This is a genomic window from Planomicrobium stackebrandtii, assembly GCF_030814955.1.
GTDB classification, from domain to species: Bacteria; Bacillota; Bacilli; order Bacillales_A; family Planococcaceae; genus Planococcus; species Planococcus stackebrandtii.
The window spans coordinates 351463-365496 of the sequence record NZ_JAUSWB010000001.1; the positions used below are offsets into that span (position 1 = coordinate 351463).

Consider the following 14034-nt stretch of genomic DNA (forward strand, 5'->3'; position numbering starts at 1 on the left):
AAAAATCCCTCCAATGGTTGATGAGACTATTGTATCACAGGCAAACCTGTCTCTTAAAAGTTTTCAGCAGGAACTGGCAGAATTGTTTCCCATAGATGTTCGACACGCAATTCGTCTTCATTGAGCAACAGATGGATTTCGCCGTAATCATTTGATGTGCGGATCAAGCGGCCAATGCCCTGCTGAATGCGCAGCTGCATAAATGGCAAATCGATTTCTTCCAGAGGATTGTTGCTGAACTTGCGTTTAGCATCAAAAACAGGATCTTTCGGTGGAAATGGCAAATCGACGATGATAACTTTCGTCAATGCTTCACCCGGCAAATCCAATCCTTCCCATAGATGGTAGGAGCACAAAATCTGGAACTTGCCTTCCTGGAATTCTTTTACCACTGTCGACAGCTCGCGGTCCCCTTCGAATTCAATGGTGTATTGATGATCCAATGGAAGTGATTTTTTGAAATTGTCCATTTCCATTTTCGAAGTGAACAGGACGAGCGACTGGTCGCCTGTGCTGAACAAATCATAAACCCGTTCAAACTTCTGGGTTTGCTCCAAGGGATGCTTAAAGATTTTCATGACATCCTCATAGTCAAATGGTGACGGTACAGAAAACGACTGGTATTTATCGATGCCGAGGCTGTCTGACAGGTACGTAAAATCTTTTTGAATGGAAAGAGTAGCTGAAGAAAAAATGATAGGAATCTTTCCGTCAAACAACTTTTCATCCAATATATCGGTAACAAGGCGCGGCATGATGACCAGCGTCTCGATTTCATCTTTTATTTCCAACCACGTGACAGCGTCGCCTTCTTCTACGAACAAACGCATGGAGAATGTGTATTGTTCAAAATACTCTTCAGCCAGCCGCAGTTCATATTCCGGAATAGTGAACAGCTCGCCTTCAAAGACGAATTCTTCCATCATCAAATCGATGTGGCGAATCAGCAATTTGCCGACATGAACTAATTCCGGATCCTTGGTGATGGCTTTGCGGTCCTCAGCGCTTTTGACTGTGTGGATCCGCAGCAGACGGAAAAATTCGTTGTGAAGATCGATCGTCTGCTCGATCATGTTCAAAGTTTTTTCGCGCATGCCATCGGACAAAATGCTTTCCGTGACGTCCTGCAGCGTGCTTTCTTGCACTTCATAGGTCAAGGCTCGCTGTGCTGCGAATTCCAGCAAATGGCCTTCATCAAGCACAATTTGAGAGAACTCAGGAAGCAGCGGTGTCTGGCCTTCGCGCTTGCGTGTTTCTTTTGTCCAAATGTGCTCCATTAGGAAATCATGTGAACAAATAACCAAATCTGTTGCTTGGCGATAATGGTTGCGGTGGATGGTCTGTCCGCATTTATTGCGCAGTTCGCAGGCATTGCAGTTTTGAATGGGGTGGTAATTGACTTGCTGCCACTCTTCATCCGTTACTTCCGGGTAGCTTGAGCGTTCGCCGTATGGATACGTGTTTTGCATTGAGTAAGTTTTGTTGACGAATTCCGGAAGACTAAATTCAATGTCATCCAGAAAATCAGCATCACTGCGCTTTTTAGCCCCTTCCAGGCGCTGAAGGCACAAATACTGATCGCGTGACTTCGCTAAACGGACATCCAGATTCAAATCGAATAAATCATTCAGCCGGTCGACGTCCCCGCCTTTTTTGACCAATTGCTCAATCAAGGTTTCGTCCGCACATGAAATAAGGGCCGGCTTGCCGGTATAGCGAGCATACGCAATCGCTGGCAGCAAATAAGCCATCGTTTTCCCCGTGCCAACGCCTGCTTCAGCAAACAGCACTGCTTTTTCTTTTAATGCCTGCTCGATTTGGAAAGACATGAAAATTTGTTCGTCGCGCAGGTCATAGCCTTTTTCAGGCAATTCATCGTAAAATACATCGCCGATCCAGTCATTGAGTGATTCAAAGAAAGTTTTGTCCTTTGTTAAAGGAAATGGTAGTGGCTGTCTCATAAACTCTCCTCACAGAGAAACGGAAGAGCCATTGCCCTCCCGTTTCGTCTCATTTATTTTTTGAACGTTCTCCCCAGAATTGAAAAAGATCCGTGCGGATAAATCCGTTGAATAATTTGCGTTTTTTCGTGGCCGGCTGGCCGTATAGGGTTTCAAAACGCCCCATCGATGACAACATGTAGATGGACCATGTCGGATGCTTCGCAAATACGCGTCCCATGTCCGCAATCATTTCTTCAATAATTTCAATTTCACCAAGACGTTCCCCATAAGGCGGGTTTCCAACGACAACGCCGTTTTCTTCTGTGGTGGTGAAATCCTTCACTTGGCGCTGCTCGAATTGAATCAAGTCGGCAAAGCCGGCTTCCCGGGCATTTTCTTCCGCAATTGTCAGCATGCGGTGGTCGATGTCTGTGCCAAGAATATTTAGGGGCTGATCATAATTTGCCAGCTCTTCCGCTTCTTCACGGACTTCATCCCAAATTTTCTGGCCAATCCATGGCCATTCTTCGCTGTCGAAATCGCGGTTGTAGCCAGGCGCCAAGTTTTGGCCAATCATCGCCGCTTCAATGGCGATCGTACCAGAACCGCAGAACGGATCCACGAATGGACGGTCAGGCGTCCATCTCGATAATTTCACCAAAGCCGCAGCCAAAGTTTCTTTCAAAGGTGCTTCCCCTTGGTCCAAACGGTAGCCGCGTTTGTGCAGCCCTGCTCCGCTTGTATCGATGGACAATTGCACTTTGTCTTTTAGGATCGACACTTCGATTTTAAAGCGCGGTCCCGTTTCATCCAAAAAGGAATTGCGGTGATATGCTTTTTTCAAGCGTTCGACAATCGCTTTTTTAACGATTGACTGGCAGTTTGGCACACTGTGCAAGGTCGATTTAACCGATTTCCCTTGTACCGGAAATTCAGCATCCACCGGCAGGAATTTTTCCCATTCGATTTCTTTTGTGCGTTCGAACAATTCATCAAACGTGTAAGCATTGAATTCACCGGCAATGATCTTGACGCGGTCAGCTGTCCGCAGCCATAAGTTCGTTTTGGCGATATCACGTTCATTTCCTTCAAAAAACACTTTGCCGTTTTCTGTTTGGGTTTCATACCCCAGTTCTTTTACTTCATTGGCTACAATGGACTCCAGGCCCATCGCGGCAGTTGCGAGCAATTTAAATGTTGTCATAACGACTCCCTCTCCAGTTGTTCACTATTTCAGATTTCGGTGTTTGTTTTATTGGTGGTCAATTGACCTACCTATATATTTTCAGTGTATAGGTTAATCTCTTTTTAATATTAACTCCTTTTCTGCTGTTGATATTCCGCAAACCAACTCCGCTTTCCTGCGGGCTTGCGCCGAACTAACTCGAACTTGCTGTCCGAGTGGATTTCGGCACTTCGCTATACCGCGGGAGTCTCCGTTGGTGTGCTCCATATCTTTTTAAATCAGAAAAATAAGGAAGAAAATTTTATAAATCTTGTAGGTTATTCCGCAAAACATTTAAGTTTGTATTCTCTGGATATCTCTTAGAAGAAAGAGTGGAAGGCGGCGAAGGGCAAACATGTGCTCCTGCATCGCTGCGCTAGCTTCGTCGCAAAGACATTGGTCTCGCTAGCTTCGCCCAATATCTTTCCTGCTGGAGCAGTGAAGCGACGAGGAGGCTCAACGCTTCGCCCGCGGAAAGCGTCCGCCTGAAACGATTTCTTCAAAATCTATACTTTTTAACATTTCGACTCATAATATGAAGAAAAGCTCCCCCGACAGGAGAGCCTTTGATAAGCATTTTAAGACCATGTGAAATTCTATAAGCCATGTTTTGTTTCCACGTACTCAAGCGGTTTGCACCTCGTACTAGTGGACAGCAACCATCTATCTGCAAGCTTGCGCTTGCCTCTTCATCGGTTCATTTCCTTCAGAAAAGTGCCCCTACCATAATTTGGGTTTCTCGCTCACGGGGTTTACCTCGTTCCACCTGCATAATTTCTTATACAGCTCCGTCACTGTGGCACCTTCAGGGTATTTAGGCCATATCCGAAGACTTAGGCGTTCTACCCGCCGTCAGCTATTGCTAGCTGCCCCAACTTATTGTTTCACTGGGCGCGAACACTACGGTCATCTCAGAACCGTGCGAGCATGGACTTTCCTCTCCAGCATAAATGCCAGAGCGATTGCCAGAATTTCAAATGGCTTTACTAGTATACGTTATTTGGCACAATAAAACAATTGTTTTAGTTATTGTCCAACTTGTTGCCGAATACATGGTTTTCAAGATGGGACAAGCGGCGCAGAATATCGAAGTTTGTTGTTCCGGGTGCCGGTGTCGCCTGTTTTCTTGGCGTGTCTTCCAGTTCCATGCGCAAGCGTTTATTTTCGTTTTCCAGCTGTTCAATTCGCTTCGCGAAAGCTTCATAATCCTGAATGACTTCGTCCAGGAAATGATCCACTTCATCCTGATTGTAACCGCGCATTGCCGTTTTAAAATCTTTTTCTAAAATGTCCTTTGATGTAAATTTATTGTCCATTCCAATCGTCCTTCCATAAAAAGCTACCTTATGATAAGTATAGCATAAGGTGGATTTGCCGTGCTTAGTTCTCAGCAACTTCAGGGCGTTTTTTTCTCTTTTTCTCTTCCAGGCGCTTCTGCCTTTTGAAGATATCTTCTATGAGGGAATGGCGTACTTTTGTATGCTCGCTCGCTTCTTTTGCAAAACCGGCCATAGTGATCGCTTGGTCCAGGTCGCGCAATTGATGCTCGTAAAGCTTAGAAGCATGTATCCATGCCTCCACTTCAATGCTGCCGCGTAAGTGAGGTGCGGCTTCTTTAAACAACTTGACGGCTTCTTCGTGCTTGCCTGCCCTTTTTTTCTGAATGGCCAGCAAATAACGAGCCAACGCCGAGGAAGCGCCGCGCTCCACTGTCACATGTTCGAGATATGCTGCACTTTGGTCAAACTGTCTCAAGTCTGCATACCATTTGCCGATATTTGTATAGGCTCCGCTCGTTTCCGACTCCATGTCCTCCATCAACAAATTGGATGACAGCACATACAGCGAAACGAGCGACAGGATATCCAGCTCGTTATGATACAGCACTTTTGCCAATCCCTCGGGAAACCCGCTTTTCACAGCATCGAGGTAAATGGCAGGGATCAAGTAGCCAGGCACATCCCCTTGCCGTGTAAAACCAAGCTTTTCTTCTTCAATGGTGCTGAGCTTCATCCGTGCCAGCTCATTTTTCCAAATTCGCTTTGTGCCATGAAACAAATCAATTTGACGCGGAACCGGAAGCTTCGGAAGAATGTTTCGGTGCATGGTCCAGCGGGACGTCAGCTGCGGCCAGTCAAAGCTTTTGCCATTATAAGAAAAAATGATCGGATCGTCCGTTTTCCACAACCCGGTTTCGTACAGAAACGCCGCTTCATGGGAAGGATCCGGCATGATGTACTGCATCATTTCAAAATGGTCGCTGCGCTTTACGAGCAGGCCAATCAAAAAGATATACGCACCGGTTCCACTGAGGCCCGTGGTTTCTGTATCAAAAAAAACAAGTGGGTCCTGTTCCTTGAGCTTGAAAGGATGATCAAAATCTGTGTTTTGCCACGCCTTCAGCACCGGGTCCAGTTCATTCAACACAACTGAACCATGCCGGGTATCAAAAGGATAGATGATTTTTTTTTGGAATACGTAGCCGAATTTGTTTTCGACCAACTCCAGTCCGATCCCATTCCACTTGTTTTCATGGAGCGGCCGCTCTGCCGCTTTGGGCTGCTGTTTTTTGGGCGGCTGTTTTTTCAGCATGCCTTTCATTTGGAGAAGTTTGTTTTCAAATGACATTCTTCTTCACCCCTCTTTGCGAAGCTCATCCAATAGCCGAATTACGTGGCTCTTCATACTGATGGCTGCATCCTGTGCCCCTATGCATGATGGGCATCCATCCAGGCATGGACATTCTGAGACGTGCTGCTGCGCTTTATCGAGCAAGGGCTTCCACAAATCATAAATCCGCTCGCTGATGCCGATGCCGCCTGGGTAGGAATCGTGTATAAAAAACGACGGCATGTCGTTATGCGGCGACTTCACTTGAGGCACGACATGGACATCCCGACGGTCACATTGAACAAATACGGGAATGAACGATTCGATTGCATATGCCGCTCCGGTCATCGTATCAGACAGCTCTGATTCCGAAAAATCCGCCGGTTTCGTAAAACTTAACCAAGTTGAAGAAGTATGAAGCTCTTCTGGCGGCAACGAAATCGGGCCAGAGCCAATATTGTCATGCGAATCAAATCGAATTTTTTTGAATATCGTCGGCATGGCAAGTACAGCAATATCGCCATAGAAAACTTCTGAACTGTTCATCATCTTATCTTTGTCTTCGCTCATGACTTTTAATTCCACTGCCAGATTGGCATCTGTGAAGTAATCGACGTCGACTTCCCTGACGTAGGCCTTCTTTTCTTCCCAGTCTAAGATTTCCACTTGGAACTGCGTCCCTTGATGGAGGTAGATTGCTTCTTCGTGCAGCAGCGTCATTGCACTAAAGCGGTCCATTTCGCCAATTACACGTGTATCGGCAGGAACTGACTGGTCGATGATGACGACATTTTCCTGTGAAGCAGAGCGCAGGGAAATGTCATGCGCCGGAAAACGGTCGCTCATCCAATGCCAACGATCTGAGGTCCGGACAAGCACCCCTTCTTCCTGCAGATACTCCAGCAGTTCCTGCACTTCAAATTCTCCGTACTGATCGTCGATGCGGAATGGCAGTTCAAAAGAAGCACATTTCAGATGGTCCATCAAGATGATGATGTTCTCCGGATGGATGCGGGCTTCTTCCGGCGATTGGTCCAGCAAATATTCCGGATGGTTGATGATGTATTGGTCCAGGGCAGTTGATTGCGCCACATAAATGACCAGTGATTCATCCTGGCGGCGTCCTGCCCGGCCTGCCTGCTGCCAGGCGCTGGCGATATTTCCGGGATAGCCCGTCATGATGCATGCCTGAAGCTGGCCAATATCGACGCCAAGTTCCAAAGCATTGGTGGACACGACACACTGAATTGAACCATCGCGCAAACCTTTTTCAATAGCTCGCCGTTCTGTCGGCAAATAGCCTCCACGATAGCCTTTTATCGAATCATCCTGCAGTTTCATTTTGGTGATGGCCTGCAAATACGTTACCAGCATTTCGACGCGAACCCGGCTCTTGGCGAAAACGATCGTCTGAATGCCGTTTTTGATCAGGTGGGTGGCCAAATCGCGGACTTCCAGTATTGCACTTCTGCGGACGCCAAAAGTCGGGTGAATAATTGGCGGATTGTAAAAAACAATATGTTTTTTGCCCGAAGGTGCACCGTTTTGGTCAATTAGCTTATGAGTACTGTTCGTCAAATTTTCTGCCAGCTCTTTAGGATTGGCGATTGTTGCGGAAGTGCAGATAAAAACCGGGTTGCTGCCATAAAATTCGCAGATCCGTTTCAGCCTGCGGATGACATGGGCTACGTGCGTCCCGAATATGCCTTTGTACGTATGCAGCTCGTCGATGACTATATAATGAAGGTTCTCAAATAAAGAGACCCATTTTGTATGGTGCGGCAAGATGGCCGAATGCAGCATGTCCGGATTTGTCATAACGATTTGTCCGGCTTTGCGCACTTTAGTACGGATTGCAGGAGAAGTATCTCCATCATACGTGTAAGACAAAATCTCTTCTTCCGTCTTCTCAATCAAATCATGCAGATCGCTTTTCTGATCCTGCGCCAATGCTTTTGTGGGAAACAAGTACAAAGCGCGTGCGCCCGGATCATTCAAAATTTTGTGGAGCACGGGCAAATGATAGCAATAGGATTTGCCCGATGCTGTTGGGGTAACCGCGGTAAACGAATTGCCGGAGGTTGCCAAATCAAACGCTTCGCGCTGATGGGTATATAATTGTTCAATGCCTTTTTTCCGCAATGCTGCTTTCAGGCTGCCATGCATCTCCGGAGGAAAGTCAGCGTATTGTGCAGGTTTTTCCTGCCGCGTATGCCAGTGGACAATCCGTTCCATCATGTCCGGTTCTGTTTTCCATTCATTCATCAACTCAGGCAGTTTTTTTCGCTTAATCATGCTCAGCACTCTTTTCATCTATGGCCAGCATAAAAGTCTGAAGCGTGTATTGGGCGGCCTGGATCGTCTGGATAAAACGTTTTTTGCTGGTCTCCTTATAAAAGCTCTGAACAAAAAATTGTGCCATGCCTTCTGCGGCAGTGTCGATTGTCGGCTTGTGGACATACTTCGGCCGCTCCTGTTGAATATAAAGCAATGATTCTTGTTGCCATTCATTTATTTTGCCGTGCCAGTAATCTGCGTATGGTTTAACATCTTCATAAAAATCCGGAACCGCATCCGTTTCACGCATTTCAAAAAAACGGTCCTGGCATTTTCCGCATTCGTCGTATAATGCAGAAGAGAGTTCTCTAACTGTCATTTTGCAACCCCTCCATTGCCATTAGTTTATCATATTCGCCAATACGGCACGACTTTTATCGAACAAGCATTCTTCCCATTTGGAACAGCTTAAGAAATCCGTTATTATTAGAGAACATACAGAAGTTGGATTCATCACTTAGTTTTTAGGGAAGTATAAGGAAGATGCTCAGTTTTCCCGATGTCCGGGAAAATAGGGCAAGCTGAAGGCTTCCACCGAAATGGATCTTATACAACTATGCAAGAACCATTGTTTTCTGGAACTTTATGAGGCTGGAATTCTTAGACGTCATTTTTCCGACTTAAATTGTTGAAACCTTTCATCATATCAGTCGTCTAAAAGCTTGTGATATGATAGAGTAAGCGAGGTGTATCACAATGGCAATCAATTATCCAAATGGAAAAAAATTTGTTCCTTCAAAAGAACAGCCTGCCAAACAACAAACGGCCAAGAAAAACAAGAAGGATTTTTCCTTCAGCAACCGCGGGAAGACATTAGAGGACGAGTTGAACGAGACCAATGATTATTATCTTCAGTTGGGATTAGCAGTCATCCATAAAAAGCCCGTGCCTCTGCAAATCGTTAAAGTCGAGTATCCTTCCAGAAGTGCTGCCGTCATTCGGGAAGCTTATTTCCAGTCCCCTTCCACAACAGATTACAACGGTGTATGGAATGGAAAATACATTGACTTCGAGGCGAAAGAAACAGAAAGCAAAACTTCATTTCCATTGAAGAACATTCATGATCACCAAATCCATCATATGTCCCAAGTGGTCAAACAAAATGGAGTGGCGTTTATGATCATCCGTTTTTCATCCTGGCAGCGGTATTTCATCATGCCTTACGGAGAACTCGAAGTGTTCTGGAACCGGATGTTGACTGGCGGAAGAAAATCGGTTACTTTGCAGGAAATTGAAGAAACTTCATTTGAACTAACACCTGGAGCGTTTCCTCGCATCAATTATTTGCCTCTTCTGAACAAGCTTTAAGCACCATCATATATATGAAAGTGAGGAACCGAACTTGAGCGATAAGCAAATTTCGCGTGAAGAACGCCGAAAAGCAATTGAACGCCAAAAGAAGACCACCAATAAAAAGAAAAAGAAATCACCTGCAGTGACTTGGATAAAACGCATCCTGCTTGCACTGGTGGCAATCGGGATTGCAGGGTTTGTTTTTGGAGCATCCCTGTTTGCCTTCTATGCCAGCAGTGCCCCGGAAATCGATGAAGAACTTCTTCGCGATCCGATCAGCCCAACTTTTTATGCTGCAGATGGTGAAACAGAAATTCCCTACATCACCTCAGAAAATCGGGAATACGTCAATTATGAAGATATTCCAAAAACGATGGAAGATGCTATTTTAGCAACGGAGGATAACCGGTTCTACGAACACTCCGGAATTGACGTTATCCGCCTGGGCGGTGCAGTCATTGCCAATATCACTGGCGGCTTTGGTTCACAAGGTGCCAGCACAATCACCCAGCAAGTCATTAAAAATTCGTTTCTGACTAATGACAAGACCTTAAAACGAAAAGCACAAGAAGCTTACCTGGCATACAAGCTCGAACAAGAATACGAAAAAGAAGAAATATTCGAGATGTATTTCAATAAAATACTGATGTCCGGCAATATCTACGGATTCGGTACAGCCTCAGAATATTTTTACGGCAAACCACTCGGCGAGCTGACGCTTGCTGAATCAGCTTTGCTTGCCGGAATGCCGCAAAGCCCGAATGGCTATAACCCATTCAAAAATCCAGAACGTGCCGAAGAACGCCGAAATGTCGTTTTGAGCCTGATGGATCAGCATGAAAAAATTAGCACAGAAGAAAAAGAACAGGCACAAGCGCTGCCAGTAATCGATTCTTTGGTGCCTGAAGGCGAACGCCAACAGCAAACACCAAATGCCGAATACACCGCCTTTATGGAAATGGTCGAGGATGAACTTGATACACTTGAAGGCGACTATTCGCTTGATGAAGGTTTGACAATTTACACGACATTGGAGCCTTATGTCCAAACAAAAGTAAACGAAGCGATGGCTTCTGATTTATTTTTTGATGACAATGTCGAATCTGCCATGACTGTTGTAGACACCAAAACTGGCGGAATCAGCGCGGTTGGTGCGGCCCGTGAATACTCGGGTGATGTCCGCCACAACTATGCAACAGCTACAGACCGGTCTGTCGGGTCAACCATTAAACCATTATTGGATTATGGACCTGCCATCGAATACTTGGATTGGTCTACTGGCCAAACGGTTGTCGATGAACCTTATTCCTATGAAGACAACGACCAGGAAATTCGCAACGTCGACGGTGATTTCCTTGGAACGATGACCATCCGCGAAGCACTTTACCGATCCCGCAACATTCCTGCAGTTAAAACCTTGCAGGAAGTCGGCACAGAAGATGCCGGCGAATTCATGAGCAATATTGGACTCGATATGGAAAACATTTATGAATCTACAGCATTAGGATCTGCTAACTTCTCTACAGTCCAAATGGCAGGTGCTTATGCTGCATTCGGCAACCAAGGTGAATTCAATAAGCCGCATACCATCAAAAAAATTGTTTTCCGCGATGGCTCGACTGAACAAATTGTAGCACCTGAACCGGAACAGGCAATGAAAGACAGTACAGCATACATGGTCACAGATATTCTTAGAGATGTTGTAGACCTGAACGTGCCTGGCTCTACCGGCAAAGAAGTCGCCATCAATGGACTGGATATGGCCGGTAAAACTGGTACGACCAACTACTCACTTGAAGATCTCGAAAAGTATGGACTAGATTCCAGCTCCGCGCTGGATGTGTGGTTTGCTGGCTACACAACGGATTATTCGATTTCGGTTTGGAGCGGTTATCCCGATCGGTCAACACCGATTGATACTGATTCAAACGAACGCCTGTTAGCTCAGCGTCTGTTTAAAAATGTCATGTCCGAAATTTCCTCACCCGAAACTGCTCGCTTCCAGCAACCGGAATCAGTAACCGAGCAAGTTGTTGAAGTAGGCTCTGATCCATTGAAATTGGCTAGTGCCTTTACTCCATACAACATGAGAAGCTCTGAACTATTTGCACGTGGCACTGAACCAAATTCAGTTTCACAGCGCTATGTCGTAGAAGATTTGGATACACCAAGCGGATTGCGCGCAAACGTTCAAGGCAGCTCAGCTCAGCTATCCTGGAACTACGGGGATGACGATGTATCATTCGAAGTGTCCGTGGAGGTCGATGGATCGAGTTCAGTTCTCACCACTTCTTCAAGCCAGTCCTATACATTTAATGGCCTTGAAGAAGGAAAGAACTATACGTTCCGTGTCGTTGCGGTCAATAGCACACAACGAAGCGATCCAGCTTCGACTATAGTAGAAGTTGCTGCCGCTCCTGAGGAACCTGAAGAAGAACCGGCCGAAGAGCCGGTTGAAGAAGAACCAGCAGAAGAAGAGCCAGTTGAAGAAGAACCGGTTGAAGAAGAACCGGTTGAAGAAGAACCGGCCGAAGAAGAACCGGCCGAAGAAGAACCAGCTGAAGAAGAACCAGCAGAAGAAGAGCCAGCTGAGGAAGAACCGGCGGCTGATGAACCTGTTGTAGAAGAACCGGCCGAAGACCCAATTGATGTTCCTGAAGATCCAACTGAAGAAGAAGAAAACGAAACACCTTCTGTAAACAGCAGTGAAAATCGGAACAGCAATGGCAATAACGGTAATAACGGCAACAATGGCAATAGCAACTCTGCCGAAGAGAATGAAAACGAGAGCAGCAACGAGAACGACAATGGCAGTAATGATAGCCAAGATGGCGATGCTGACAATGAAGAAAATGAAGAAAATAACTAAACCATCAAAAACCCCCGAATGCCAACGCATTCGGGGGTTTTGCCATGCTATTCATTTAAACGTTTGAGATCGATTCTCTTTCTGGCTATAGTCTTCTTCAGTTCCGTAAACAATTCATCCAATTGACGGTAAGCAGCATAGGTTCCTGGGGATGACTCGACAAACGACAGGCGTTCCGAACCGTTCAGCGGCTGGAATCCGCTATCCTGCAGCGCTTCGCGGCAATGAGCCAGCAATTGATAGTACAGCTCAATACCAGCCTGTATAACCTCTTTTGAACGCTTGTTCCGCTGGCTATGCAGAAGAGCCAAATCTTTGGCAATCCGATCCCATTCCAGAAAGTAGGGATCGAGCTGTTCTTTAGTTAACTTCTGTGACGATTTCATGTTTAATAAGCCCTTTTTTCTCACGTTTTTGTCCTTCTCGGCATCGATCGAATAATGGACAGATGTGGCATCCCGGATTTTGTGATTTGCAGTGATAGCGGCCAAAAAAGATAATTTGATGATGTGTTTTCGACCAATCGTCTGCGGGTGTTTTTTTCATAATGGTTTCTTCCACTTGAAGCGGATTGTCTTTCCATCTATTCAAGCCGAGGCGTTTGGCGACACGTTCCACGTGTGTATCCACTGCCAAAGCTGGAATTCCAAAAGCAACAGACACGACCACATTGGCTGTTTTTCTTCCGACTCCCGGAAGCGTCATTAAGAGATCTCGATCAGCAGGCACAATACCGCCTTGTTCATCAATCAGGATCTGGCTGAGTGCCTGGATATTCTTTGCCTTGTTTCGGAACAAACCAATTGATCGGATATCCTGCTGCAGTTCTTCCAAAGAAACCGATACATAATCCTCAGGCGTATGGTATTTCTGAAATAAATCAGCAGTTACCCGGTTCACCAGCTTGTCCGTGCATTGTGCCGAAAGGAGCGTCGCAATCAATAAATCAAACGGATTGCGGTGGACCAATTCACAATGGGCATCGGGGAACATTGCGTCCATCTCTTCCAAACAAGCAAGCCATTCTTTTTTCGACATCATCTATTTCACCTTCTAATTGCGGTCTTCCAGCCAGTTGTAAAACTGAACTTTTTTTGCAACGTTCTCTGTCGGCTGAATCCGGATATTTTTTTCTCTGAAAGAACTTGCATGTTTAGTTACCTGTGTAGAAGTTTTGATATTCTTCTTTTTCCATTCAAATAGGATTCGGTCTACATAACGCAGGCTGATTTTTTGTGAAATAACTGCTTCTTTAAGCGCCATTCGGATTACATCTGGCGTATGCCCGTCCTGGTCCATCCACATGGAAATAGTTTCGATTTCCATGGGTGACAGGAATCGCCCGAACTCCTGCTCAAACAATTGGAAGATTTCCCCTTCCAGATCCTTTTGGGTGTTTTCTTTCGTTTCATGCTGTTCTTTGAACACACAGTCCAGCAAACGGTCCCATAAAGGCTGAAGCGAAATGATTTCTGTCAGTACATCATTCTCTGTTGTTTGTTCGATGGCCAAATACCCTTGCTGCATCAATTTCTGCAGCATGGTCGTTACGCTTTTTTGCGAAGTCATCATGCGCGCACCAATTTCATCAGGCGTCGGAAACTGGTTTCCTGTTTGTTGAAATGCCTGAATGTGCATAAGCAGCATGGCTTCTTCGTCTGTAATCTTCAGTTCTTTATAAAACTGAAAAAAAAGCTGGGAAATGTTAACATTCCCCTGCTCGATCCACGTTTGCAGCCGATTAGGTTGTTTCATAT

The 14034-nt window shown here is 45.7% G+C and carries 11 protein-coding genes and 1 other RNA gene; 2 read left to right on the forward strand and 10 right to left on the reverse strand.

Annotation, left to right across the window (positions count from 1 at the left end; translation table 11 throughout):
- Nucleotides 1–53: 53 nt before the first annotated feature.
- The 7 genes from QOZ98_RS01845 to QOZ98_RS01875 form a co-directional block, all read right to left on the reverse strand.
- A complete protein-coding gene (locus tag QOZ98_RS01845; RefSeq protein ID WP_308785845.1) occupies nucleotides 54–1961 on the reverse strand; it encodes an ATP-dependent DNA helicase in 1908 nt (635 codons plus the stop codon).
- A gap of 49 nt (nucleotides 1962–2010) precedes the next feature.
- Entirely contained in the window at nucleotides 2011–3147 is a 1137-nt protein-coding gene (locus QOZ98_RS01850) for a THUMP domain-containing class I SAM-dependent RNA methyltransferase (RefSeq protein ID WP_308785846.1), read from the reverse strand.
- A gap of 615 nt (nucleotides 3148–3762) precedes the next feature.
- An RNA gene (rnpB, locus tag QOZ98_RS01855) (RNase P RNA component class B) lies at nucleotides 3763–4142 on the reverse strand.
- Between the two features lie 48 nt (nucleotides 4143–4190).
- The gene (gene gpsB, locus QOZ98_RS01860; protein WP_006829902.1) at nucleotides 4191–4484 is read right to left on the reverse strand and encodes a cell division regulator GpsB; all 294 of its coding nucleotides are present in this window, start codon (nucleotides 4482–4484) and stop codon (nucleotides 4191–4193) included.
- A 64-nt stretch (nucleotides 4485–4548) separates the two neighbouring features.
- Nucleotides 4549–5796, reverse strand: coding sequence for a ribonuclease H-like domain-containing protein (locus tag QOZ98_RS01865; protein ID WP_308785847.1), 1248 nt, complete (start codon nucleotides 5794–5796; stop codon nucleotides 4549–4551).
- A gap of 6 nt (nucleotides 5797–5802) precedes the next feature.
- Complete coding sequence (locus QOZ98_RS01870) at nucleotides 5803–8073, reverse strand: DEAD/DEAH box helicase (protein WP_308785848.1); 2271 nt, start codon at nucleotides 8071–8073, stop codon at nucleotides 5803–5805.
- A complete protein-coding gene (locus QOZ98_RS01875) occupies nucleotides 8066–8434 on the reverse strand; it encodes a YppE family protein (protein WP_308785849.1) in 369 nt (122 codons plus the stop codon). The genes QOZ98_RS01870 and QOZ98_RS01875 overlap by 8 nt, the downstream gene beginning before the upstream one ends.
- 377 nt (nucleotides 8435–8811) lie before the next feature.
- Between QOZ98_RS01875 and recU the strand changes: the two genes are divergently transcribed.
- Together recU and QOZ98_RS01885 are read left to right on the forward strand one after the other, a co-directional pair.
- Nucleotides 8812–9423, forward strand: coding sequence for a Holliday junction resolvase RecU (gene recU, locus QOZ98_RS01880; protein WP_308785850.1), 612 nt, complete (start codon nucleotides 8812–8814; stop codon nucleotides 9421–9423).
- Between the two features lie 34 nt (nucleotides 9424–9457).
- Nucleotides 9458–12277 carry a PBP1A family penicillin-binding protein gene (locus tag QOZ98_RS01885; RefSeq protein ID WP_308785851.1) on the forward strand — a complete coding sequence of 940 codons (2820 nt, stop codon included), beginning with the start codon at nucleotides 9458–9460 and terminating at the stop codon, nucleotides 12275–12277.
- Nucleotides 12278–12324: 47 nt separating this feature from the next.
- Here the strand turns inward: QOZ98_RS01885 and QOZ98_RS01890 are convergent, their stop codons facing one another.
- The 3 genes from QOZ98_RS01890 to QOZ98_RS01900 are packed head-to-tail and all read right to left on the reverse strand — an operon-like array spanning nucleotide 12325 to nucleotide 14032.
- The gene (locus tag QOZ98_RS01890) at nucleotides 12325–12663 is read right to left on the reverse strand and encodes a YpoC family protein (protein ID WP_308785852.1); all 339 of its coding nucleotides are present in this window, start codon (nucleotides 12661–12663) and stop codon (nucleotides 12325–12327) included.
- Nucleotides 12638–13318 (reverse strand): endonuclease III, encoded by a 681-nt coding sequence (gene nth, locus QOZ98_RS01895; protein WP_142826427.1) that lies wholly within the window; start codon nucleotides 13316–13318, stop codon nucleotides 12638–12640. The genes QOZ98_RS01890 and nth overlap by 26 nt, the downstream gene beginning before the upstream one ends.
- A 12-nt stretch (nucleotides 13319–13330) precedes the next feature.
- Nucleotides 13331–14032: a DnaD domain-containing protein gene (locus tag QOZ98_RS01900; RefSeq protein ID WP_308785853.1), complete on the reverse strand. Its 702-nt coding sequence runs from the start codon at nucleotides 14030–14032 to the stop codon at nucleotides 13331–13333.
- Nucleotides 14033–14034: the final 2 nt, after the last annotated feature.